The organism is Burkholderia sp. BCC0097 (genome assembly GCF_902832985.1).
GTDB classification, from domain to species: domain Bacteria; phylum Pseudomonadota; class Gammaproteobacteria; order Burkholderiales; family Burkholderiaceae; genus Burkholderia; species Burkholderia orbicola.
Window position 1 is genome coordinate 126,884 of record NZ_CADFDM010000001.1, and the last position, 23,762, is coordinate 150,645.

General features: G+C 66.6%; 23 protein-coding genes and 1 tRNA gene. 15 read left to right on the forward strand and 9 right to left on the reverse strand.

What is annotated here, in order from left to right; translation table 11 throughout:
* Positions 1–6 precede the first annotated feature (6 nt).
* The 10 genes from fliQ to HWX07_RS00600 all read left to right on the forward strand — a co-directional run bounded on the left by fliQ (position 7) and on the right by HWX07_RS00600 (position 13,048).
* Positions 7–279, forward strand: a complete 273-nt coding sequence (gene fliQ, locus HWX07_RS00555) for a flagellar biosynthesis protein FliQ (RefSeq protein WP_006491272.1) — start codon at positions 7–9, stop codon at positions 277–279.
* Between the two features lie 26 nt (positions 280–305).
* Positions 306–1,088 carry a flagellar biosynthetic protein FliR gene (fliR, locus tag HWX07_RS00560; protein ID WP_175874744.1) on the forward strand — a complete coding sequence of 261 codons (783 nt, stop codon included), beginning with the start codon at positions 306–308 and terminating at the stop codon, positions 1,086–1,088.
* A gap of 185 nt (positions 1,089–1,273) precedes the next feature.
* A complete protein-coding gene (locus tag HWX07_RS00565) occupies positions 1,274–2,278 on the forward strand; it encodes an ABC transporter substrate-binding protein (RefSeq protein ID WP_053525967.1) in 1,005 nt (334 codons plus the stop codon).
* Between the two features lie 107 nt (positions 2,279–2,385).
* Positions 2,386–3,183 (forward strand): ABC transporter ATP-binding protein, encoded by a 798-nt coding sequence (locus tag HWX07_RS00570; RefSeq protein ID WP_012327571.1) that lies wholly within the window; start codon positions 2,386–2,388, stop codon positions 3,181–3,183.
* A gap of 58 nt (positions 3,184–3,241) precedes the next feature.
* Positions 3,242–4,099 carry an ABC transporter permease gene (locus HWX07_RS00575; RefSeq protein WP_085966429.1) on the forward strand — a complete coding sequence of 286 codons (858 nt, stop codon included), beginning with the start codon at positions 3,242–3,244 and terminating at the stop codon, positions 4,097–4,099.
* A gap of 88 nt (positions 4,100–4,187) precedes the next feature.
* The gene (locus HWX07_RS00580) at positions 4,188–5,555 is read left to right on the forward strand and encodes a sensor histidine kinase (protein WP_012327569.1); all 1,368 of its coding nucleotides are present in this window, start codon (positions 4,188–4,190) and stop codon (positions 5,553–5,555) included.
* Positions 5,556–5,568: 13 nt separating this feature from the next.
* Positions 5,569–6,246 (forward strand): response regulator, encoded by a 678-nt coding sequence (locus HWX07_RS00585; RefSeq protein WP_012327568.1) that lies wholly within the window; start codon positions 5,569–5,571, stop codon positions 6,244–6,246.
* A gap of 282 nt (positions 6,247–6,528) precedes the next feature.
* Positions 6,529–7,656 carry a porin gene (locus tag HWX07_RS00590; protein WP_175874745.1) on the forward strand — a complete coding sequence of 376 codons (1,128 nt, stop codon included), beginning with the start codon at positions 6,529–6,531 and terminating at the stop codon, positions 7,654–7,656.
* 347 nt (positions 7,657–8,003) lie between these two features.
* Positions 8,004–10,022: a site-specific DNA-methyltransferase gene (locus HWX07_RS00595; RefSeq protein ID WP_175874746.1), complete on the forward strand. Its 2,019-nt coding sequence runs from the start codon at positions 8,004–8,006 to the stop codon at positions 10,020–10,022.
* Positions 10,022–13,048, forward strand: coding sequence for a DEAD/DEAH box helicase family protein (locus HWX07_RS00600; RefSeq protein ID WP_175874747.1), 3,027 nt, complete (start codon positions 10,022–10,024; stop codon positions 13,046–13,048). Before HWX07_RS00595 ends, HWX07_RS00600 begins: the two co-directional genes overlap by 1 nt.
* Positions 13,049–13,317: 269 nt before the next feature.
* On the opposite strand, the gene HWX07_RS00605 is transcribed toward HWX07_RS00600, so the two are convergent.
* From HWX07_RS00605 to egtB, 5 genes are all read right to left on the reverse strand, one after another.
* On the reverse strand, positions 13,318–13,686 hold the full coding sequence (locus HWX07_RS00605) for a hypothetical protein (RefSeq protein ID WP_175874748.1): 369 nt from the start codon (positions 13,684–13,686) through the stop codon (positions 13,318–13,320).
* Positions 13,687–13,881: 195 nt separating this feature from the next.
* Complete coding sequence (locus HWX07_RS00610; protein WP_175874749.1) at positions 13,882–14,136, reverse strand: hypothetical protein; 255 nt, start codon at positions 14,134–14,136, stop codon at positions 13,882–13,884.
* Between the two features lie 53 nt (positions 14,137–14,189).
* Positions 14,190–14,492 carry a hypothetical protein gene (locus tag HWX07_RS00615; protein ID WP_006477218.1) on the reverse strand — a complete coding sequence of 101 codons (303 nt, stop codon included), beginning with the start codon at positions 14,490–14,492 and terminating at the stop codon, positions 14,190–14,192.
* A 293-nt stretch (positions 14,493–14,785) separates the two neighbouring features.
* Positions 14,786–15,799, reverse strand: a complete 1,014-nt coding sequence (egtD, locus tag HWX07_RS00620) for an L-histidine N(alpha)-methyltransferase (protein ID WP_175874750.1) — start codon at positions 15,797–15,799, stop codon at positions 14,786–14,788.
* Positions 15,783–17,009, reverse strand: coding sequence for an ergothioneine biosynthesis protein EgtB (gene egtB, locus HWX07_RS00625; protein WP_175874751.1), 1,227 nt, complete (start codon positions 17,007–17,009; stop codon positions 15,783–15,785). The genes egtD and egtB overlap by 17 nt, the downstream gene beginning before the upstream one ends.
* A gap of 579 nt (positions 17,010–17,588) precedes the next feature.
* Here egtB and HWX07_RS00630 point away from each other — a divergent pair.
* Together HWX07_RS00630 and HWX07_RS00635 are read left to right on the forward strand one after the other, a co-directional pair.
* The gene (locus HWX07_RS00630; RefSeq protein WP_012327560.1) at positions 17,589–18,065 is read left to right on the forward strand and encodes a carboxymuconolactone decarboxylase family protein; all 477 of its coding nucleotides are present in this window, start codon (positions 17,589–17,591) and stop codon (positions 18,063–18,065) included.
* Positions 18,065–18,952: a sigma-70 family RNA polymerase sigma factor gene (locus HWX07_RS00635; protein ID WP_175874752.1), complete on the forward strand. Its 888-nt coding sequence runs from the start codon at positions 18,065–18,067 to the stop codon at positions 18,950–18,952. The genes HWX07_RS00630 and HWX07_RS00635 overlap by 1 nt, the downstream gene beginning before the upstream one ends.
* A gap of 103 nt (positions 18,953–19,055) precedes the next feature.
* Here the strand turns inward: HWX07_RS00635 and HWX07_RS00640 are convergent, their stop codons facing one another.
* Positions 19,056–19,571 (reverse strand): DUF2628 domain-containing protein, encoded by a 516-nt coding sequence (locus HWX07_RS00640; protein WP_175874753.1) that lies wholly within the window; start codon positions 19,569–19,571, stop codon positions 19,056–19,058.
* A gap of 320 nt (positions 19,572–19,891) precedes the next feature.
* Positions 19,892–19,968, reverse strand: a tRNA-Val gene (locus tag HWX07_RS00645).
* A gap of 647 nt (positions 19,969–20,615) precedes the next feature.
* On the opposite strand from HWX07_RS00645, the gene HWX07_RS00650 reads away from it, so the two are divergent.
* The 3 genes from HWX07_RS00650 (at position 20,616) to HWX07_RS00660 (ending at position 22,205) form a co-directional block, all read left to right on the forward strand.
* The gene (locus tag HWX07_RS00650; RefSeq protein ID WP_050780498.1) at positions 20,616–20,810 is read left to right on the forward strand and encodes a hypothetical protein; all 195 of its coding nucleotides are present in this window, start codon (positions 20,616–20,618) and stop codon (positions 20,808–20,810) included.
* A 127-nt stretch (positions 20,811–20,937) separates the two neighbouring features.
* On the forward strand, positions 20,938–21,123 hold the full coding sequence (locus tag HWX07_RS00655; protein ID WP_012327556.1) for a hypothetical protein: 186 nt from the start codon (positions 20,938–20,940) through the stop codon (positions 21,121–21,123).
* 521 nt (positions 21,124–21,644) lie between these two features.
* On the forward strand, positions 21,645–22,205 hold the full coding sequence (locus HWX07_RS00660) for a hypothetical protein (protein ID WP_244129901.1): 561 nt from the start codon (positions 21,645–21,647) through the stop codon (positions 22,203–22,205).
* 249 nt (positions 22,206–22,454) lie between these two features.
* Here the strand turns inward: HWX07_RS00660 and HWX07_RS00665 are convergent, their stop codons facing one another.
* Positions 22,455–23,213 carry an anti-sigma factor gene (locus HWX07_RS00665; RefSeq protein WP_175874755.1) on the reverse strand — a complete coding sequence of 253 codons (759 nt, stop codon included), beginning with the start codon at positions 23,211–23,213 and terminating at the stop codon, positions 22,455–22,457.
* On the reverse strand, positions 23,210–23,731 hold the full coding sequence (locus tag HWX07_RS00670) for a sigma-70 family RNA polymerase sigma factor (protein WP_006477208.1): 522 nt from the start codon (positions 23,729–23,731) through the stop codon (positions 23,210–23,212). Before HWX07_RS00670 ends, HWX07_RS00665 begins: the two co-directional genes overlap by 4 nt.
* Positions 23,732–23,762 lie beyond the last annotated feature (31 nt).

Below are 23,762 nucleotides of genomic sequence, written 5' to 3' on the forward strand. Positions count from 1 at the left end.
CGCGCGATGACGCCCGAACAAGTAATGACGCTGGCGCACCAGGCGATGATGGTCGGCCTGCTGCTCGCGGCCCCGCTGCTGCTGGTCGCGCTCGCGGTCGGCCTCGTCGTGAGCCTGTTCCAGGCCGCGACGCAGATCAACGAAGCGACGCTGTCGTTCATCCCGAAGCTGCTCGCGGTCGCCGCGACGCTCGTGATCGCCGGCCCGTGGATGCTGACGACGATGCTCGACTACCTGCGGCAGACGCTGCTGCACGTCGCGACGCTCGGCGTCGGCTGAGCCGCGCGGCCGGCTCCGGTTCCACGATGTTCTCGGTCACCTATGCGCAGCTCAACGGCTGGCTGACGGCGTTCCTGTGGCCGTTCGTGCGGATGCTCGCGCTCGTCGCGACGGCGCCCGTCGTCGGCCACGCGGCGGTGCCGGTGCGCGCGAAGATCGGCCTGGCCGCGTTCATGGCGCTGGTCGTCGCGCCGACGCTCGGCGCGATGCCGGACGTCACCGTGTTCTCCGCGCAGGGCATCTGGATCCTCGTCACGCAATTCCTGATCGGCGTCGCGATGGGCTTCACGATGCAGATCGTGTTCGCGGCCGTGGAAGCGGCCGGCGACTTCATCGGGCTCTCGATGGGCCTGGGCTTCGCCACCTTCTTCGATCCGCACACGAGCGGCGCGACGCCGGCGATGGGCCGCTTCCTGAACGCGGTCGCGATGCTCGCGTTCCTCGCGGTGGACGGCCACCTGCAGGTGTTCGCGGCGCTCGCCGCATCGTTTCAGTCGCTGCCGGTGTCGGGCGAGCTGCTGCACGCGCCCGGCTGGCGCACGCTGGCCGCGTTCGGCGCGACCGTGATCGAGATGGGGCTGCTGCTCGCGCTGCCGGTGGTCGCGGCGCTCTTGATCGCGAACCTCGCGCTCGGCATCCTGAACCGCGCGGCGCCGCAGATCGGCGTGTTCCAGGTCGGTTTTCCGGTGACGATGCTCGTCGGGCTGTTGCTCGTGCAACTGATGATCCCGAACCTCGTGCCGTTCGTGTCGCACCTGTTCGACATGGGGCTCGATGCGATGGGGCGGGTGTTGATCGGCTGGCGCTAGACGCGCGGCCGGCCGCTGTCGACCCGCTTCGGCGCCTGTCGCCCCGTTCCGGCCCTCCGTTGCTGGAAAACCCCTAAACGAACCGCCACCCCGCGAAAGGTTGCAGAAGGTTTCGCCTCCCTATACTCGTGATGACGATGCGGCAAGCATCGCGCCATACGAATACAACGAAGGAGACGACCCCGATGCGACCCATCCTGCGCACCCTCGCCGTGGCAGCCAGCCTGAGCTGCGCGCTCGCCGCTCACCCCGCTTTCGCCGACGACGGCGGCAAGATCACGATCATGGTCGGCGGAATCGCGAAGCTGATCTACCTGCCCGCGCGGCTCACGCAGGAGCTCGGCAACTTCAAGGCCGAAGGGCTCGACGTCGAGCTGCTGTCGCAGCCGGCCGGCGTCGACGCCGAGAACGAGCTGCTCGCGGGCGCCGTGCAGGGTGTCGTGGGCTTTTACGACCACACGGTCGACCTGCAGAGCAAGGGCAAGGACGTGAAGGCGATCGCCGTGCTCTGCCAGGTGCCGGGCGAAGTCGAGATGGTGTCGACCAAGGCCGCGCCGACCTTCAAGTCGATGGCCGACGCGAAGGGCAAGACGCTCGGCGTGACGGGCCTCGGCTCGTCGACGAGCTTCCTCACCCAATACCTCGCACTGCAGCACGGCGTGCCGTCGACGCAGTACACGATGCTGCCGGTCGGCGCCGACGCGAGCTTCATCGCCGCGATCAAGCAGGGCCGTATCGACGCGGGGATGACGACCGAGCCGACCGTATCTGCACTCGAGAAGATGGGCGACGCGAAGGTGCTGGTCGACCTGCGCACGCTGGAAGGCACGCGCGCCGCGCTCGGCGGCACCTACCCGGCCGCGAGCCTGTACGTGCAGTCGGCGTGGGCCGATGCGCACAAGGCGGAGGCGACCAAGCTCGCGCACGCGTTCGCCAGGACGATGCAGTTCATCCACACGCACAGCGCCGAGGAAATCGCCGCGAAGATGCCGGCCGACTACCAGAAGGACAAGGCGCTGTACGTGGCCGCGCTGAAGGCGTCGCTGCCGATGTATACCGCCGACGCGAAGATGCCGGCCGACGGCCCGGCGCTCGTGCTGAAGGTGCTGTCGGCGTTCAACCCGTCGGTGAAGGGCAAGCACATCGACCTGGCGCGCACCTACACCAACGATTTCGTGAACGCGAAGTAATCGAGCTCGGCAGTCGCGCCGGCGGCGGCGATCCGCCGCCGTGCGTTCCCCGTTCCGGCCCGGCGCCGCCCCGTCGCGACGCCCTCCTCACCCGCAGGATCAATGCGATGAACCAGGCAGTTTCCCCGAGCACGCCGGCGATCGAGTTTCGCAATGTGTCGTGCCGCTTCATTTCGCCGGAAGGCAAGGCCACCGTCGCGCTGCGCGACTTCAGCATGAGCGTCGCGCGCGGCGAGTTCATCGCGATCGTCGGCCCGACCGGCTGCGGCAAGTCGACCACGCTGAACCTGATCACCGGGCTGCTCAAGCCCGCATCGGGCGAAGTCCGCGTGATGGGCCGCCCGGTCGACGGGATCGACCCGCGCATCGGCTTCGTGTTCCAGGCGGACGCCGTGTTCCCGTGGCGCAACGTGATCGACAACGTCGCGGCCGGCCCGCTGTTTCGCGGCCGCTCGAAGGACGTCGCGTACGCGCAGGCCGAGGAATGGATCCGCAAGGTCGGGCTCGACAAGTTCACGAAGCACTACCCGCACCAGCTCTCCGGCGGGATGAGAAAGCGCGTCGCGCTCGCGCAGACCTTCATCAACCAGCCGGAAATCCTGCTGATGGACGAGCCGTTTTCCGCGCTCGACATGCAGACCCGCACGCTGATGCAGGACGAGCTGCTGCAGCTGTGGTCCGCGAACAAGGGCTCGGTCGTGTTCGTCACGCACGATCTCGAAGAGGCGATCGCGCTCGCCGACCGCGTGTTCGTGCTGACCGCCCGCCCCGCGACGCTCAAGCGCGTCGTCGAGATCGACCTGCCGCGCCCGCGCGTCATGTCGGAAGTGCGCTACGACGCGCGCTTCATCGAAATTTCCAGGGAGATCTGGCACGACCTGCGCGAAGAAGTGCAGATCGGCTGACGCATCGCCGCACGGCAGGCTACGGCAAGCCATCGCAAGAAACAGCAAGGACAGGAGCATGACCGACATGACGCTTCCCCCCACCGCCCTTCCGGCGACGACGCTCGAGGACGAGTCGCGCGCCGCTCAAACCCGGCTGCGCCGCCGCCGGCAACTGATCATCGGCCTGCGGATCGCCGTCCTCGTGATCGTGCTGGGCGGCTGGGAGCTCGCCGCGCGGCTGAAGTGGATCGATCCGTTCTTCTTCTCGATGCCGTCGCTGATCTTCGAGCAGATCCAGGACTGGTTCGTGAACGGCACGTCGCAAGGCCCGCTGCTCACGCAGGTATGGGTCACGCTCGAGGAAACCACGATCGGCTTCCTGATCGGCTCGGTCGCCGGCGTGATCTGCGGGATCGTGCTCGGCCGCAACAAGCTGATGGCCGACGTGTTCGGCCTGTACATCCAGATCGCGAACTCGATCCCGCGCGTCGTGCTCGGCTCGGTGTTCGTGATCGCGCTCGGCCTCGGGATGGCGTCGAAGATCGCGCTGGCCGTCGTGATGGTGTTCTTCGTCGTGTTCGGCAACGCGTTCCAGGGCGTGCGCGAAGCCGACCGCTACCTGATCGCGAACGCGCAGATCCTCGGCGCGTCGCGCCGGCAGATCACCACGTCGGTCGTGATCCCGTCCGCGCTCTCGTGGATTCTCGCGAGCCTGCACGTGAGCTTCGGCTTCGCGCTGGTCGGCGCGGTGGTCGGCGAATTCCTGGGTTCCAAGCAGGGGATCGGGCTGTTAATCTCCACCGCCCAGGGCGCGTTCAATGCGAGCGGCGTGTTCGCGGCGATGATCGTGCTGGCCGTGGTCGCGCTGGCCGCCGACTACCTGCTGACGCGGATCGAGAAGCGGCTGCTGAAGTGGCGTCCCGCGGCGTTCTGAACGCCGTCGATCGGCGACTGACATGACACCCCCGACCGCGCCGGCGCCCCCGGCGCGGTTCGGCATTTCGGAGAAGGAGCGCAACAGGATGGCGCACAGCCTGCGCGGGCGGCTCTTGTGGTGGCTGCTGCTGCCGCTCGCGGTGTTCGTGCTGATCGCCGGCGCGATGTCGTACGACACCGCGCGGACCACGGCCGCGCTCGTGCAGGACAGCGCGCTCGTCGCGTCCGCGCGCACGATCGGCGAGGACGTCGAATGGCGCAACGGTCGGCCCGCGGCCGACGTGCCGCCCGCCGCGCTGGAAATCTTCGAATCGCCGTCCGGCGACTCGGTGTTCTACAAGGTGATCGACGGCCACGACCGCCTGCTCACCGGCAATCCGGCGCTCGACCTGCCCGCGCGGCACGGCATCGAGCCGACGCTGTATGACACGTCGCTCGACGGCGTGCGGCTGCGCGCGGTGGCCTACGACCGCCAGCTGTACGACGAGGGGCAGGTCGAGACGGTCACGGTGGTCGTCGCGAAAACGACGCGTTCGTACGGCGCGATGGTCGCGACGATCTGGCGGCCGCAGCTTGTGCGCCTGTCGCTGATGCTGGTGCTCGCGGTGGTGCTCGTCTATCTCGGCCTCACCTTCGAGCTGCGTCCGCTGATGAAGCTCAAGGACGACGTGGCCGACCGCGGGCCGATGGAGCTGGAGCCGATCCGCCCCGAGCGGCTGCAGCACGAGCTGCGGCCGATCGTCGACGCGATCAACCAGTGCATCGCGCGCCTGAACACGCATACGGCCACGCAGCGCCGCTTCATCGCGGATGCCGCGCACCAGTTGCGCACGCCGATCGCGGTGCTCGATACGCAGATCCAGTACGCGCAGCAGCGCGGCAACGACGATCGTGAACTCGCGGCCGTGCTCGACAGCATGCAGCGCAGCAGCCGCAAGATGGCGGATGTGACCGACAAACTGCTGCTGCTCGCGCATGCGGAAGCGACGCCGTCGACCTTGCTCACCCACCGCGTCGATCTCGCAGCCGTGGTGTCGAGCGTGCTGGAAGAGACGATCGTGCTCGCGCAGCGGCGCGACATCGACCTCGGCGCCGACCTCGGCGAGCGGCTCGACGTCGCGGGCAGCGACAGCCTGCTCACCGCGCTGGTGATGAACCTCGTCGACAACGCGGTGCGCTACACGCAGCCAGGCGGCTGCGTGACGGTCTGCGCGCGGCGCGACGGCGACGCGATCGTGCTCGACGTGGTCGACGACGGCCCCGGCATCCCGGCCGAAGCGCGACCGCACGTCTTCAAGCGGTTCTACCGCGTGTCGGCCGATACCGAGGGCTCGGGCCTCGGGCTCGCGATCGTCCGCGAGATCGCGCAGGCGCACGGCGGCAGCGCGTCGCTCGCGCCGGGGCCCGGCAATCGCGGTGTCGTCGTGACCGTGCGGCTGCCCGCTTTCGATTGAAGAGAACGCCGTCATGAAACTTTTGCTGGTCGAAGACAATGCCGAACTCGCGCACTGGATCGTGAACCTGCTGCGCGGCGAGGATTTCGCGGTCGATAGCGTCGGCGACGGCGAACGGGCCGACACGGTGCTCAAGACCGAACGCTACGACGCGGTACTGCTCGACATGCGGCTGCCCGGTATCAGCGGCAAGGAAGTACTCGCGCGGCTGCGGCGCCGCAACGACAACGTGCCGGTGCTGATGCTGACCGCGCACGGCTCGGTCGACGACAAGGTCGACTGCTTCGGCGCGGGCGCCGACGACTACGTCGTGAAGCCGTTCGAGTCGCGCGAGCTGGTGGCGCGCATCCGCGCGCTGATCCGCCGGCAGGCCGGCGTCGGCACGACGCAGCTCGTGTGCGGCGATCTCGTCTATGCGTTCGGCACGCGCGAATTCCGCTGCGGCGACGCGGTGCTCGCGCTGCGGCGCCGCGAGCACGCGATCCTCGAAACGCTGATGCTGCAGCAGAACAAGACGGTATCGAAGGCGCGGCTGATGGACAGCGTGTTCGCGCTCGACGACGAACCGAGCGCCGACGCGATCGACATCTACATTCACCGGCTGCGCAAGCATCTCGCCGGCAGCACGGCCGAGATCATCACGCTGCGCGGGCTCGGCTACATCCTGCGGACGAAGAGCGCGAACGACTGACGCCGCGCGCTCGCACGCCTGCCCATATCAATTCGTAGCACGAATCTTCACCGAGGCCTGCCCGGCATCCGGCAGGCCCGTTTCCGTACGCCTGCCCGATCCGCGATGATTGCGCGTTCGGTGTTTTCACCGATCGGATTCTTTCCTCCGGGAAAGCGGCATGAAGGATTGCCCCTTCTACGATGCTATGCGTCGGCCCTCTCGCTGTGGCCGGCAAGCGTCGGCATACGTTGCGTACTGCCAACCATCAGATTCCAATGCGGCAGCTCGGAGGAGACGATCTTGAAACGAAAAACCCTTGCCCTTTCCATCGCGGCGGCGAGCCTGTGCGCCGGCCACGCGCATGCGCAGTCGAGCGTGCAGCTCTACGGCCTGATGGACCTGAGCTTTCCGACCTACCGAACCCACGCCGACGCGAACGGCAAGCACGTGATCGGGATGGGCAACGAAGGCGAACCGTGGTTCAGCGGCAGCCGCTGGGGCCTGCGCGGCGCCGAAGACATCGGCGGCGGCACGAAGATCATCTTCCGCCTCGAAAGCGAATTCGTCGTCGCGAACGGCCAGATGGAGGACGAAGGCCAGATCTTCGACCGCGACGCATGGGTCGGCGTCGAGGACGAGCGCTTCGGCAAGCTGACGGCCGGCTTCCAGAACACGATCGCGCGCGACGCGTCGGCGATCTACGGCGACGCGTACGGCTCCGCGAAGCTGACGACCGAGGAAGGCGGCTGGACCAACTCGAACAACTTCAAGCAGATGATCTTCTATGCGGCCGGCCCGACCGGCACGCGCTACAACAACGGCGTCGCGTGGAAGAAGCTGTTCAGCAACGGCATCTTCGCGAGCGCCGGCTACCAGTTCAGCAACTCGACCTCGTTCGCGACCGGCTCCGCGTACCAGGCCGCGCTCGGCTACAACGGCGGGCCGTTCGCCGTGTCGGGCTTCTACAACCACGTGAACCACAACGGCTTCCGGAACCAGACGTTCTCGGTCGGCGGCGACTACACGTTCGACATCGTGCGCCTGAATGCCGGCTATTTCCGCTACAACGGCGATCAGGGCCCGCTCGGCCAGCGTCACGACGATTCGTGGACGGTGTCGATGAAGATCGCGCCGAAGGGCGCGCTCGACTACGAGCTCGGCTATCAGCAGATGCGCATCAAGAACGCCGCGAACAACGCGGACGGCTTCACGCCGAACGCGAACCTCGGCGCGTTCAGCCTGACCAACGGCGTCGCCAACGGCTTCAAGGAGACGATCTACGGGTCGGTGTTCTACCACCTGAGCAAGCGCACCGAGGTGTACCTGGCCGGCGATTACATGAAACTGCACGGCGGCTACACGGTATCGTCGACGTTCGGCGCGAAGAACCAGCTCGAACTGACGTCGGGCATCCGCACGCGTTTCTGACCCGAGGCGGTCATTGGGCGGGGCTCGTCGGGCCCTCCCGCACCTTCCTTCCGGGATGCTCCATGCGGGCACGCCGGCGCACAGCGCCGACCGTGCCCTTTTTTTCGCCCCTTGTTCGTCCTTTTCGCGGCGCCGCCGCATGCCCGCCGGCCGCCCCGTGCGACAACCGGCCCGCACCCGCTCGCGGCCCGTCCGGCGGGCGATCGCGGCCGATGCGCGCCTGCTCGGCCCACATCGGCGCTTGACCTGCGCCGACCGACTCGCTAGCGTTTCGGGTTTGCCCGGGCGGCCATTGCCGCCGGTGCCGTGAGTGCGCCCGACGTCCTGGCGCGCGCGGCCGGGCTCCGATGGAAAAGACGATGCAGAAACTCGATGCGGCCAGCCCGCAGGCGATGTCGACGGATTTCACCGCCGACAACGTCGCGCGCCTGAAGGCGCTGTTCCCCGAACTCGTGACCGAAGGCCCGGACGGCGCGTCGGTCGACGTCGACGTGCTGAAGGCGCTGGTCGGCGAGCGCACGGTCGGCGACGCCGACGAGCGCTACGGCTTCCACTGGCACGGCAAGCGCGCCGCGCGCCAGGCCGCGCTCACGCCGTCGACGGGCACGCTGCGGCCCTGCCCCGACGACAGCGTCGCGTGGGACGATACGCGCCATCTCGTGATCGAGGGCGACAACCTCGACGTGATGAAGCTGCTGCACAAGAGCTACGCCGGCAAGGTGAAGCTCGTCTACATCGACCCGCCGTACAACACCGGCAGCGATTTCGTCTATCCGGACGACTTCAGCGACAGCATCCGCCACTACCTGGCGATGACGGGCCAGACCGAAGCCGGCGTGAAGCGCAGCACCAACACCGAGGCGAACGGCCGGTTCCACACCGACTGGCTGAACATGATGTACCCGCGCCTGAAGCTCGCGCACGCGCTGCTGTCCGACGAAGGGCTGATCGCGGTGCACATCGACGAGCACGAAGTGCATGCGCTGGTGCTGATGCTGCGCGAGATCTTCGGCGAGGAAAACGAGCTCGGCGTGGCCGTGTGGGACAAGCGCAACCCGAAGGGCGACGCGCGCGGCGTCGCGTACCAGCACGAATCGCTGGTGCTGTTCGCGCGCAACGCCGAGACGCTGCTCGAACGGGCGCCGCTCAAGCGCCCGAAGCGCAACGCGCAGCGCATGCTCGACGCCGCGCACGACGCGGTGTACCGCAGCGGCAACCCGAAGGACGCGCAGAAGGCGTACCGTGCGTGGATGAAGGCGCAGACCAACCTGTCCGGCGGCGAGGTGATGTACGACCGGCTGTCGCCGGAAGGCCGCGTGTACCGCCTCGTGTCGATGGCGTGGCCGAACAAGAAGAAGGCGCCGGACGAATATTTCACGCCGCTGATCCACCCGGTCACCGGCAAGCCGTGCGCGATGCCGGCGCGCGGCTGGCGCAACCCGCCCGCGACGATGCAGGCGCTGCTCGAGCGCGGCCAGATCGAATTCGGCCCGGATGAAACCACGCAGCCGCAGCGGATCTACTACCTCGACGAGAACATGTACGAGAACGTGCCGTCGGTGCTGCCGTTCGCGGGCTCCGACGACGCGCTGCTGAAAACGCTCGGCATCCCGTTCGACCTGCCGAAGCCGGTCGACTTCGCGGCGGCCGTGATCGGCTGGTGCACGCGCGGCGACGACATCGTGCTCGACTGCTTCGCCGGCTCCGGTTCGACCGGCCACGCGGTGATGCAGGTGAACGCGACCGACGGCGGCGCGCGCCGCTACATCCTCGTGCAACTGCCCGAGGCGCTCGACCGCCGCGACAAGACGCAAACGGCGGCCGCCGATTTCTGCGCGAAGCTGAAAAAGCCGCTGACCCTCGCCGAAATCACGAAGGAACGCCTGCGCCGTGCCGCGCAACAGGTCGCGCGCGACTATCCGGAAAGCTATGGCGACCTCGGTTTTCGCGTGTACCGGCTCGACACGACCAACGTGATCGAGTGGGACCCGCGCCGCGACGATTTCGACCATGCCCTCTTCGCCTCCGTCGAGCACGTGAAGACCGGCCGCACCGAGGACGACCTGCTCGCCGAGCTGACGCTCAAGCTCGGCCTCGACCTGTGCACGCCGGTCGAGCATCACCAAGTGGCCGGCAAGGCCGTCCACCTGATCGGCCGCGCGATCGTCGCGTGCTTCGATGCACGCATTTCACGCGACGACGCGGGCCCGCTCGCGGACGGCATCGTCGACCTGCTCGATGCGACCGGCGCGTCGCACGACGTCACCTGCCTGTTCCGCGACAGCGGCTTCGTCGACGACGTCGCGAAGCTCAATCTCGCCGCGCTGCTCGAACAGCACGGCGTGAAGCGCGTGCGGAGCCTGTGATGCGGCTGCATTTCGAAGCGGATCTCGACTACCAGCGCGAGGCGATCGACGCCGTCTGCGACCTGTTTCGCGGCCAGGAATCGTATCGCGGCGACTTCAGCGTGCTCGCGAACGCCGCGCCCGGCACGACGGCCGCCGCGCAAGGCTCGCTCGGCTTCGCGGTATCAGAGCAAGGCGTCGGCAACCGGCTGTCGCTGACCGACGACGCGCTCGCGCGCAATCTCGCCGACGTGCAGCTGCGCGGCGGCCTGCCGCCGTCCGGCCTGCCCGGCTCGCGCGATTTCACCGTCGAGATGGAGACCGGCACCGGCAAGACCTACGTGTACCTGCGCACGATCTTCGAGCTGAACCGCCGTTACGGCTTCACGAAATTCGTGATCGTCGTGCCGTCGATCGCGATCAAGGAAGGCGTGCACAAGACGCTGTCGATCACCGAGGATCACTTCCGCGCGCTGTACGCGGGCGTGCCGTACGACTATTTCCTGTACGACTCCGCGAAGCTCGGCCAGGTGCGCCACTTCGCGGCGAGCGCGGCGATCCAGATCATGGTGATGACGGTCGCCGCGATCAACAAGAAAGAGATCAACAACCTCTACAAGGACAGCGAGAAGACCGGCGGCGAGAAGCCGATCGACCTGATCCGCGCGACGCGGCCGATCGTGATCGTAGACGAGCCGCAGAGCGTCGACGGCGGCCTCGAAGGGCGCGGGCGCGAAGCGCTCGCCGCGATGGCGCCGCTCTGCACGCTGCGCTATTCGGCCACGCACATCGACCGCCACCACATGGTGTACCGGCTCGATGCGGTCGACGCGTACGAGCGCAAGCTCGTCAAGCAGATCGAGATCGCGTCGGCGATCGTCGAGGATGCACACAACAAGCCGTACGTGCGGCTCGTCGGCGTGTCGAACCGGCGCGGCGCGATCAGCGCGCGCGTCGAACTCGACGTCGCGACGGCGGCCGGCGTGAAGCGCCAGATCGTGTCGGCCACCGACGGCGACGATCTCGAACGCCTGACCAAGCGCGCGCTGTACGCGGGACTGCGGATCGGCGAAGTGCATGCGGTCAAGGGCGCCGAATACGTCGAGCTGCGCCATCCGGAAGGCGAGGCGTTCCTGTCGCTCGGCGAGGCGTTCGGCGACATCGACACGCTCGCCGTACAGCGCGAGATGATCCGCCGCACGATCCGCGAGCATCTCGACAAGGAGCTGCGCCTCGCCGAGCGCGGCGTGAAGGTGTTGTCGTTGTTCTTCGTCGACTCGGTCGAACGCTATCGCCGCTACGACGAGAACGGCATGCCGGTGAAGGGCGACTACGCGCTGATCTTCGAAGAGGAATATGCGCGCGCGGCGCGCGTGCCGGCCTACCGTGCGCTGTTCGACGGCGTCGACGTCGCGCTGGAAGTCGAGCGTGCGCACAACGGCTACTTCTCGATCGACCGCAAGGGCGGCTGGACCGACACGAGCGAAAGCAGCGCGGCGGCCCGCGAAAACGCGGAGCGCGCATACGGCCTGATCATGCGCGAGAAGGAAGCGCTGCTGTCGTTCGACACGCCGCTGAAGTTCATCTTCTCGCACTCGGCGCTGAAGGAAGGCTGGGACAACCCGAACGTGTTCCAGATCTGCACGCTGCGCGACATTCAGACCGAGCGCGAGCGCCGCCAGACGCTCGGCCGAGGGCTGCGCCTCGCGGTCGATCAGGATGGCGAACGCGTGCGCGACCCGGGCGTCAACACGCTCACCGTGATCGCGACCGAGCGCTACGAGTCGTTCGCGGAAAACCTGCAGAAGGAAATCGAGGCCGATACGGGCATCCGTTTCGGGATCGTCGAGGAACACCAGTTCGCGGCGCTGCCGGTGCAGGAAGACGGCGGCCCCGCGCACGCGCTCGGCATCGAGCTGTCGCGCGTGCTGTGGAACCATCTGCACGAGCAGGGCTACGTCGACGCGCAGGGCAAGGTGCTCGACCGGCTGAAGGATGCGCTGCGCCAGAGCGCGCTCGTGCTGCCGGACGCGTTCGAGCGACTGCGCGCGCCGATCGTCGCGACGCTGCGCAAGCTGTCGGGCCGCTTCGCGGTGCGCAATGCCGACGAGCGCCGCGCGATCGCGTTGCGGCGCGACGCGTCGGGCAAGGCCGTCGTGTTCGGCGAGGATTTCCGCGCGCTGTGGGATCGCATCCGCCATCGCACCGTGTACCGCGTCGAGTTCGACAACGCGAAGCTGGTGCGCGACTGCACGGCCGCGTTGCGTGACGCGCCGGACATCGCACGGGCGCGGCTGCAGTGGCGCAAGGCCGAGATCGACATCGGCAAGGCCGGCATCGAGGCGATCGAGGTGGCCGGCGCCGGCACCGTGCTGCTCGACGAAGGCGAATTGCCGCTGCCCGACCTGCTCACCGAGCTGCAGGACCGCACGCAGCTCACGCGCCGTTCGCTCGCGACGATCCTCGCAGACAGCGGCCGGCTCGACGATTTCCGCGTGAATCCGCAGCAGTTCATCGCGGTCGCGGCCGATGCGATCAATCGCTGCAAGCGGCTCGCGCTCGTCGCGGGCATCGCGTACCGCAAGCTCGGCGAGCGCCACGTGCATGCGCTCGAATCGTTCGAGAGCGAGGCGCTGACCGGCTATCTGCGCAACCTGCGGCCCGATGCACGCAAGTCGATCCACGAAGCGGTCGTGTGCGAGACGGACGCAGAGCGCGCGTTCGCCGATGCGCTCGAAGCGCACGACGGCGTCAAGCTGTACGCGAAGCTGCCGGCGTGGTTCCGCGTGCAGACGCCGCTCGGCAGCTATCACCCGGACTGGGCCGTGCTCGCGGAACAGGACGGCGGCGAGCGGCTGTACTTCGTCGTCGATACGCCGAATGCCGACGGCCACGTGCCGAGCGAGCACGAGCGCGCGAAGCTCGCATGCGGCGAAGCGCATTTCCGTGCGCTGGTCGAGGGCGACGGCGCGGCGCGCTTCGTGCGGGTCACGCAGGCCGATGCGTTGTTCGAACCTGCGGCGCCGACGGCAGGCGCGGGGCGGTGAGACGAAGGGCGGCGACGAGCCGCCCTTTTTTATCGGCGTGGCCCGGGCCTTTATCGATCGTGCCGAGTGCCCGCGCGGCGCCTGTTACTCACGCCGGTTTTCGTCCCCTCATCCGCGTGCAAGCAATCCGTGCTCTCGCGGGCGGCTGACGCAGTTACCGCTGGTTGCAAATCGGGTCGGCGCGATGTTTTCGTCCGCACACCCATGTTGCGTTTTCACCATGCAAAAAGGGCGCCGAAGCGCCCTTCTCCTACCTTCACACGCCGCACTTACAGCGTGTGGCCGAATGCATTCCGATGCGAATGATGCGTGGACGTCGACGCATGGGCGGTATGGCCATGCGCGTGCGAGTGACCGCGGCCCGGCTGCGTGCCGGCGCGGTCGGCGATCGTGTCGGAACGGTCGGCCGCGCGCGCGAGGCCCTTGTCGCGGTCGCCCGCGTGCATGCCGTTCGAGTTGCTCAGGGCCTGGCCGCTCATGTGGCCGCCGGACATGCCGCCCGCGTTGCCGCCCGAGCCGCCTGCCCCATGACCGCCGCCGTTGCCCCCGCCATTGCCGCCGGCCGCCGCATGGGCGGACACCGAGCCGAGCGCGAGCAGCGCGGCCGTCAGGACGGACAGATATCGTTGCTGTTGCATCTTGTGCTCCCTGGAGCGCGTTTGTGTGACTGCATTTTATGAACGCGCGAAACTCGCGCCGCACGACGTTGTAAATGATCGTAACGACGCGTTCGGCACGCATTCGTCGGATCAATTCGGGTGTACATGCACGCGGGAGCCGCGGGAACGAAGTACCGGAGCGACGCCACAGCATCGCCCCGGTGACGAGGTTGCTTACTGCGCCGCCTGCATGCCCTGCGCGGCGGCCTTGTGCTGCGCGGCCTGCTCTTGCGCGTGCTTCTTCGCCATGTGATGGCCGACGATACAGCCGCCGACCGCGCCAACCACCGCGTGGTGCCCCGCGTAGTGGCCGGCCACACCGCCGACCACCGCGCCCTTCATGCAGCCCGCCGCGTGCGCGCTGCCGATCGTTGCGAGCGCAACGACTGTGGCGGCTGCGTACCGTCCGATGTGCCGGATGGGATTCATGTGATCACTCTCCTCAGGTCGTCGTGATCAGTGCGCTCGTGAGCCGGTCGCGCTCAGTCCCAACGGCCGCGCCAGCCGCCGCCGTCACGCCAGGCGCGCTCGCGCCACTCGTGCTCGCGCCATTCACGGCGGCGCCACTCGTGTTCACGCCACTGACGCGCACGCCAGTCGTCGTCGCGATAGCCGACCGGCGCGTACATCACCGGCGGAGGCGGCGCGACGTAGACGGGCGCCGGCGCCGTGTAGACGCCCGGCACGCCGATACCGACCGACAGGTCGACGTGGGCCGACGCGACGCCCGAGGCTGCCAGCGCCGCTACACCGAGAACTGCACCGAGAATAAGTTTCTTGCTCATTTCGCGACTCCCTGCACGTGTCGTGCGTCATGTGACTACGGTTCGGAGTCTAGGCACCGGACGCTGACACAGGTGAAACGGGTATGCGAGACAGGTAACGGACGTTTACGGATGCCCGCAAAGCCTGATGGAGCAAGGCACAGGCGGTATTCCACACACCGTTGCGGCGAAGCATCGGGTCGGTAAAAAGGGGGTTTTCGGCACGAAACCGGCGATCGGATCGCACCCGCCGGTGTGCATGGCGAGCGAACCGCCCTCGCCTTCGCGGCGCGAGCGGTTCGCGGCAACGCGCGTTACGCGCGGATATCGTCGACGCTGCGCAGCCAGTGGACGCTGAACAGGTTGTCCGCGTCGGTCCACACGGTATCGGGTTCGAACCCGGCGCGGCGCGCCATCGCATGAAAGCCGTCGATCGTGAACTTGTGCGAATTCTCCGTGTGGATGCGTTCGCCGGCTTCGAAGCGGAACACGTGACCGCGCACATGCACGGTCTGCGCGACGTCGCTGACCAGATGCATCTCGATGCGCTGCCGCCCGCGATCGTAGAACGCGCAATGCGAGAACGCGTCGACGTCGAAATCCGCGCCGAGCTCTGCGTTCGCGCGCGCGAGCAGGTTCAGGTTGAACTGCGCGGTCACGCCCTGCGCGTCGTTGTACGCGTGATGCAGCGTGCGTTCGTCCTTCACGAGATCCGCGCCGACCAGCAGGCCGCCGCCGCGCAGCAGCCGCGCCGCGTCGCGCAGGAACGTGTCGGCCTCTTCCGGCGAGAAGTTGCCGATCGTCGAGCCGGGAAAGAAGCCGATGCGCCGTCGCGGCGTCTCGGTCAACGGCGCCAGTTGCTCGGCCTTCGTGTAGTCGGCCGCGAGCGGCGCGACGTCGAGCCACGGATAGGCCGACCGCAGCCGCGCGGCCGCGCCGTGCAGATAGTCGGCGGAGATGTCGACCGGCACGTAGCGCGCCGGTGCGTTCGCGTAATTGTCCGCGAATGCGTCGAGCAGCACGCGGATCTTCTCGAGCGAGCCCGCGCCGAATTCGACGATGTCCGCGTGCGGGCCGACCCGCCGCACGATCTCGGCCGCGCGATCGCGCAGGATGCCGAGTTCGGTGCGCGTCGGGTAGTACTCGGGTAGTTCGCAGATGCGGTCGAACAGCGCGGAGCCGGCCGCATCGTAGAAGTATTTCGGCGGGATGCTGCGCGGCGTGCGCGACAGTCCGTCGATCAGGTCGCGCTCGAACGCGCTCGGCCGCGAATCGCGGGCGGGTTGCAGGCCACCGCTCGTGGCCGTCAGGTCAGACGTCTCGCGCAAGTCGCACCCCCGTGAATTGCCAGCGTGCCGCCGGCGGAAAGAAATTGCGGTACGTCGGCCGTTCGTGCCCGGGCGGCGTCGCGATGCTGCTGCCGCGCAGGACCTGCTGGCCGACCATGAACTTGCCGTTGTATTCGGCCGCGACCCCGGCGAGCGGCCGAAAGCCCGGATACGGCTCGTACGACGAACGCGTCCACTGCCACACGTGCCCGAGCATCTGGCGGATGCCGTCGGCCGCGAACGCGGTTTCCCATTCGAATTCGGTCGGCAGCCGCGCGCCGGCCCATTCCGCATACGCGGCCGCCTCGTAGAAGCTCACGTGGCACACCGGCGCGTCGGGCGCGAGCGGCTCGACGCCGTGCAGGCCGAACGTGCGCCGCACGCGCGTGGCGGCCGCATCGTCGTCGTCCGGCATCCAGTACGCAGGCCCTTGCCACCCTTCCCGCTGCACCGTGGCCCAGCCGTCGGACAGCCAGAATTCCGGGCGCGTATAGCCGCCGTCGGCAATGAACGCTGCGAATTCCGCGTTCGTCACCAGGCGGTTCGCGATCTCGTACGGCCGCACGAGCGCGGTGTGACGCGGCCGTTCGTTGTCGAACGAAAACGCATCGCCATCGTGGCCGATCTCGACGAGCCCGCCCGGCTGGTGCAGCCAGCGCAACGGGCCGGCGTCGCCCGCGGCGAGCGCGCATCCGGCTTCGTCGCCCGTGCGCGGCCGGAATGCCGGCCGCAGCGGGTTGCACGAGAACGCATGCAGCATGTCGGTGACGATCAGCTCCTGGTGCTGCTGCTCGTGATGCAGGCCGAGCACGAGCTCGGGCGCGATCGCGTCGAGCAGCGCCGCATCGGCGCCGGCCAGCGCGCGCAGCATCGCGTCATCGACGTATTGCCGGTACGCATGCACCTCGTCGAGCGATGGCCGCGTGAGCAGCCCGCGCTGCGGCCGCGGATGGCGCGGACCGAGCGCTTCGTAATAGGAATTGAAGAGGAACTGGAATGCGTCGTCGAACGGCGCGTAGCCGGGCACGCGGCGCATCAGCACGACGGTTTCGAAGAACCAGGTCGTATGCGCGAGATGCCATTTGGTCGGGCTCGCGTCGGGCATCGACTGCACGGCCTGGTCTTCGGCGGACAGCGTCGCGGTCAACGCGACGCTATGGGCGCGCACGTCCTGGTAACGGCGCTGAAGCTGGGATGCTAGGAGGCTCATCGGTTTACCGTTCACGTCGCGATTCGCTGCGTTGCGTTGCCGGAAAAGGGAAAGCCTTGCGCTCGAATGCGCGCGGCTGACGTGCGATTTGCTGCTGCGTCGTCGGGCAGCCGGCGCGCGCGCCGGGCCGCGGATGCGGCGTCAGTTCATCTGCCCGTGCAGAACAGTATGGTCCAGAAATGTGAACGTCGCGAATCGGATTTCCAGTGAAACGAAGGCGAAAGAAAAATGAAAGCATGCATGGTGTGGGCGTCGCGCGTGTAACGAACCGTCGACGCCCGTTGTGGCGCGGTTTGGCCCCGGACGCAATGCGCGTGCCCGCGGCTGCGTGCTACTGACGTCCGGTGACAGCCGCCCGGCGTGCGTGAAAGGTCGATGGCGCGCATTCGTCGAAGGAGTGGCCTTATGCAGCCGATTCGTCAGTCGATATCGCGTCCTTCTCTGTGCCCGCTCGACGGCCCTGCCCTTCGCCTGCCGTCGCTTTCTTTTCCGGCCGCTAAAAATTTTTCGCGTCGATGTCACATGCGCGGGGGGCTCGCTCGTCATATCAGCGGAACCCACACGAAAGGAGAAGGAACCATGACTGCGAAACTCAATCCGTTTGCCGCCGCCCCCGCGCTGATGAAGAGCTGGATGACCGTGTCGGTCGCCGCGGCCGGGAGCCTCGAGCCGACGCTGATCGAGCTGGTCAAGATCCGTGCATCGCAGATCAACGCGTGCGCGAACTGCCTTAACATGCACACCGTCGAGGCGCGCGAGCAAGGCGAGACCGAGCAGCGCATCTACCTGCTGTCCGCGTGGCGCGAAGCGCCCTGCTACACCGACCGCGAACGCGCGGCGCTCGGCTGGACCGAGGCGCTCACGCGGCTGTCGGAGGGCCACGCGGCGCACGCAGCGGCCTACGCGGCGCTGAACGACCATTTCAGCGAGGAGGAACAGGTGAAACTCACGGTGATGATCAACGTGATCAACGGCTGGAACCGGCTCGCCGTCGGCTTCGGGCTGTGGGTCGACCCGGCCGACGCGAAGGCCGCCGCCGCGAAGATGGTGGCCTGATGCCGAACCTCGACCCGGCCGGCTCCAGCGCCAGCGCCGACGATCGGGCCGACGCGGCGGCGAGCTTCGATCCGCTGCGTCGCACGCTGATCCGCGTCGCGTACCGGATGCTCGGTTCCGTCGCGGATGCCGAGGACATGGTGCAGGAGGCGTTCATCCGCTGGATGGACGTCGACCGTACCGAGGTGCGCGTGCCCGAGGCGTTCCTGCGCCGCATGGTGATGCGCATGTGCCTCGACCAGTTGAAGTCCGCGCGGCGCCAGCGCGAGACCTATATCGGCCCGTGGCTGCCCGAGCCGGTCGTCGAGGAAGACGAACAGGACGACGTCGCGCTGCCGCTGCTGCTCGCGCTCGAACGGCTCTCGCCGCTCGAACGCGCGGCGTTCCTGCTGCACGACGTGTTCGGCCTCGAATTCGACGAAGTGGCCACGACGATCCAGCGCGACCCGGCCGCCTGCCGGCAACTCGCCGCGCGGGCCCGCACGCACGTGCGCGAGGCGCGACCGCGTTTTCATGTCGAGAAGCAGCGCGGGATCGAACTGGCCGAAGCGTTCTTCGCGGCGTCACGCAGCGGCGACATGCGTGCGCTCGGCGCGATGCTTGCGGAAGACGTGAGCCTGCATTCCGACGGCGGCGGCAAACGTACGGCTGCGGCCAAGCCGGTGTTCGGCTTCGAGCTCGTGATGCGCGTGCATACGCACCTGGCCGAGCTGTTCGCGACGCATGCGTCGAAGCTCGTGCGGGCCGGGTTCATCAACGGGCTGCCGGGCTTCGTCACGCTGGAAGCCGACGGCGAGCTGCAGACGACTGCGCTCGAAATCGACGACGGCAAGATCGTCGCGATCTATGTCGTGCGCAATCCTGACAAATTGAAGCATCTGCATTGAGGGCGGCGCGAGCATGCGCCGTGTGCGACGTGCGGTATGAATGCATGCCGCCGGTGTCACCCTCTTCTTTCTGCCCTGCATTGCCGAGCGCCGGCTACCGCGATCAGTACGGCATGCCTCCGGCGTTGCCCATCATGAACAGCAGGACGCCGAGCAGCGGCGTCGCGACGGCGAAACCGGCCGCCGCCAGCCAGTTCGTGCCGCCTTGCGCCTCGAGCAGCGCGAGAAACGATTCGCGGGACGTCGCGTTCGGGCGCAGTTTCTCGATCTGACGCTCGACGTGCCGCTTGTAGAGGCCGTTCCCGTACCAGCCGAGCGACACCGCGATCGCGATCGTGGTCGGGTCGAGCACGCTCGATTCGAAGTATCCCGGGAAGTACAGCAATTCGACCAGCGTGATGCCGAGCGTGACGGCGAGCACGGCGGCCGCCTGCCAGTACATGCATCGATACGCCAACCAGACCGGGCCGAGAAAGCACGCGGCCCAGTTCCACGACTGCCGGCTCTTGCGCGAGTCGGCGATCGCCCATTTTCGTTCGAACCAGGCGGCGTTCTTGCCGACGTAAGCGGCGATTTCGTCGTTGCTCGCGGGCGATGCGGCGGTCGTGACCTCGGACATATCGTGGGCTCTCAGTCGCGCGGATCGCGCGTCGTTGTTCTGATGCGATGGAAGTCGGGTGACGGGCGAAGCGGCCACGTCGATGCGCAGACGATTCTACGCGCCGTGCAGCGGCAGTTGTGTGGCGGATCGGATGGTCGATGACGATGCGATGCCGGGCCGTGTATCGCGCAACGCATCGAGGCTTCATGCGTTGCTTTGCGTTGTTTCGGACCGGAAAAGAAAAACGCCACGCGAAGTTGCCGCGTGGCGTTTGTATGTTTGGCGAGCCGCGTTGCCTGTAGGCAAGTCGTGCTGCCGGACCCCTTCATTTTGTTCGTTGGTAGGCTCGATTGGATTCGAACCAACGACCCCCACCATGTCAAGGTGGTGCTCTAACCAACTGAGCTACGAGCCTAAGAAGCCGCGAATTATAGAGAGGGTTTTGGGGGAGCACAAGCCCCTTCATGAAAATTCTTTGAAACGTGCCGCGCGGGGCTCCCGATCGATGTTGCGTGGCGATGCCCGCAGTGTTGGCTTCATTTGTTCGCATCACAGCAAAACGCGTCGATGTGCTGTGGTGTTATCCACATTGCCCTTTGGATAACCGTCCGGGAAGTCTCTGGATTCACAGTGGAGCGATTGAGGATATGTCGGCGCGGCTGCGAATCGACGAAAAGTTGTTCTGTGCTCCCGGACGCTGTTCACGCCGCGCACCCAGGGTTATGCATTTCGGTTCGCGTTGAAGATTCAGTGCGTTACGGAGGTTATCCACTGTGGGGCACAGCGCTTGTTAACTATCACTACGTATATATACGAACCCTGTTAACACCTTTGGATAAGCACAGTCCGTCGACTGTGATCCGCTCAGGATATGCACTGCGTGCAGCGGCTGGATGAACGAAGCGGAACGCTGTGAAGCGCTCGAGCAATGCGTGAGCCGTCATGTCTGTAGAATCGCCGGCGTCCGGGATGCAAAGGCTCGGCGAACGGGCTCACGGCAAGCGATCGATGCTTCATTGGCCCATCTCCAGGCGCTCGACATCGATACCGTCCGTACGCCGGATGCAGCACCATCCGGGCGACATCGCGTTCGAGCAACGCGTGTCGATACCGGAAGCCGAGTTCTTGTGTTGTCGCTACAAGGGCGAGCGATTCAACGTGAGGTTCGATCTCGACTTTGGGGTGTTCGTCGAGCGTGTCGGGGTACTGTCTCGCCAAGAGATCGAAGCGATCATCAGATGGCTCACGACAACGTGAATCGACCGATCTGAGGAGCACAGGCACTCGATCGATTCATTGACTGCGTTGCAGCGCTGGTACGAATCGCACTTTGGCTGCCTCAACGCCGCAGACGAACCCAGGCCCGTGATATCTGGAGAACACCATGAGCAAGTTGAATTTCGGCACGGTCGATCCGAAGCCCGAGGACGCCGTCATCGGCGTGACGTTCGCAGCGAGGATGCCCCCAGGTGTGCGCGGGCTCGGCAACGCGAGTCCGCTCGGGACGTCGATGAAGTCTGTCGTCTCTCCGGAAACCAGCGAGATTCTCAGGGTTTATCTGACCGAGTGACTTCGGAGGCGAAGAGAGTAGTCGGCCTTCGTATGTGGACAACCACGGCACAAAACGATGCGAAACGCTGTGCAGGCAAAAGGTGAGCGTGTGCCCGGATCACAAGCTGGGCACGACTGGACGGAGAGAAGCAAGCCCCGGGAACGGGGTGCATGCGGAACGTGCATCGGGTTTCGTGCGCTGGTCGACAGCCCGTATGTGGACAACCCGCACACCCAACCAGTCGAATCGCTGTGCCGCGAACAGGTGAGCGCCATGCATTCGACGATGTGAATCAGCCTGAACGCCTTGTGGATATCGAGCAGCCAAGGCACTCGAAATCCTGTGCACCCCAACAGGTGAGGGTAAGCGAATTCGGTGACGATGTCCGCGCTACTTCACGATTGTGGAAATCGCGCGGTTCAGACACCGACTCGGCAGGCATCGCGAGAGAAGGCGGCATATACCAGGACAAAGTCGCCCAGCGAGGATGATCGTTCGCTATGCTGCCGGTGACAACGCACCGATTCCCTCCAATACGCATGAGCGCAACTGCACGGACCATTCTCAAAGCCATTCTGAGCATTCCCATTGCCCTTGGGCTCGCCTATCCCCTTGTCTATCCGTCCGAAGACGGTGGCGTTCTCGGCGAAATAGCGGTGCTTGGGACAATCGGAAGCGTTGTCGTCATCGCGGTTTTCCTGGCTCTGGTCTATGCCTACGCGAGCGATCTCAGGACTACCCTGAAATCGGTCGACCGAGGATCGCGTGTGGCCGAACCCAACAGCGTCTGGCTGATGTTCCTCTTGCCCTACAACTTCATCGAGGATTTCTGCATTATTTCCAACGTGGCGAAGTCCCTGGAAGCTGAGTCTCGTATCAATCCGGCGCTGTCGGGTTTGCGCTCGTTCGGCCGGATCAGCGGCATCGGGTGGTGTCTTGCCCAGGTTTTTTCGTTGATACCCAATACCATTGGCGCCATCGCCGGCGGCGTTGCGGTTTTCCTCTGGGTTTGGCACTGGGTGTTCGTGCGGCGAGTGAACAAGATGCTTGCCGGTAGCCAGGTCTCCGTGGCGACTCTACCTGGACGGACAGGATCGTAGCCCACGTTGGAAGCCAGATCGCTTGCCCGTGATCGATGTGGATATCCTGTTTCGCGGCGACTCGAAACTCTGTGATTCCAAAGGTGAGGGCACCGGCGGGGTTCCGGATGTGAATAACAGCCCGGGAAAGTCAGTCGAAACGCTGTGCAAGCGAATGGTGAGCGTGCGTCCGTTCAAGCCCGCCGGGCCGCCGCATATAAGGCGCTGGCGGCCACCATCAACCGCCAGCCTGGCGCGCATCCTACCGCTTCAAGTCTGCTGATCGAGCGCCTGCACGACTGCCTTCTCGCCAAGACTCCCGGCCGGCCCGACCACCGCATAGTTGAGCCCGTTCACCGATCCATACCGCGCCAGTAGCGCGCCATCCACGCGTTGCCCGTTCGGCAACAGCCGATGTTTCGATTCCGCCGGCCGGAGATAGAAGCTCAACGTCCGTCCCGCGTCATCCTCATAGAGCACCATCGCGGCAGTAGCGCCGCTGTCCGTCGTGAACAGCCGCCCACCGATCGGCCTGAACCCCGCCGCGCTCAAATCCGGCAGCTTCGCCGATGCGCCTACGCCTTTGGTGAGCCATCCCTGCAAATCGCCCGCACCGTTCGGCCGGTAATCGACCTTGGCCGTCCGATCGACCACCATCATCTGATAAGCCTTGACCGCATCGCTCATCGGCGCGATGGGCGGCGGCGCGTTCCACCCGCGCGCCTGCCATCCGCCGAACGTCCCGAGCCCCACGCAGAACACGAGCGAGGCCGCCATCGCGAACCGCATCCGCGCGCGCTCGGCCCGCCGGCCGCGAATCGCGGCCGGATCCAGCGCAGGGTTATCGGCCGGCATCCGCACGCTCTCCAGCGCGGCCCGCAACCGCTGCGCGTCCCGCTGCCATTGCTTCACCTGTTCCGCGCGCGCCGGATGCAGCGCGAGATAGCGCTCGACCGCGGCGCGCGCATCGTCGTCGAGCTGGCCGTCGACATAGGCCTGAAGGTCATGTTCGTTCGGAGGCGTGTTCATTTTTTCATCAACCGCAAGGAAGGAGCGGGAAGTTCGCCGTCGCTAAGCTGGCGCAGCGCCTGACGCGCGCGGGAGAGCCGCGACATCACGGTGCCGATCGGCACCTCGAGCAGGTCGGCGACTTCCTGATAGGTGAAGCCCTCGACCGCGACGAGCAGCAGCAGGCTGCGCTGCTCGTCCGAGAGCCGGCCGAACGCTTCGAGCGTCGCGCGCGCCGCGAATTCGCGTTCGGCGGACGGCCAGTGCGCTTCGTCGTCGTCGCGGATGCGGCCGAGCAGCCACGCGTAGCGCTTCGCGCTGCGTTTGCCATCGAGAAATTGCCGGTACAGGATCGTGAACAGCCAGCTGCGCAGCGATGCGTCGTCGCGACGGCTCGTCCAGCGCGACAGCGCGCGCTCGAGCGTCGACTGGACGAGATCGTCGGCCGCGTGGACGTCGCGCGCCAGCCAGAGTGCGAAGCGTCGCAGCCTGGGGATGAGTTCGCGCAATGCTTCGTCGTCGAGGGCGGTGGAGGGCATGGCCGGGCCGGTTGCCGAAAGGGTCGTAGAT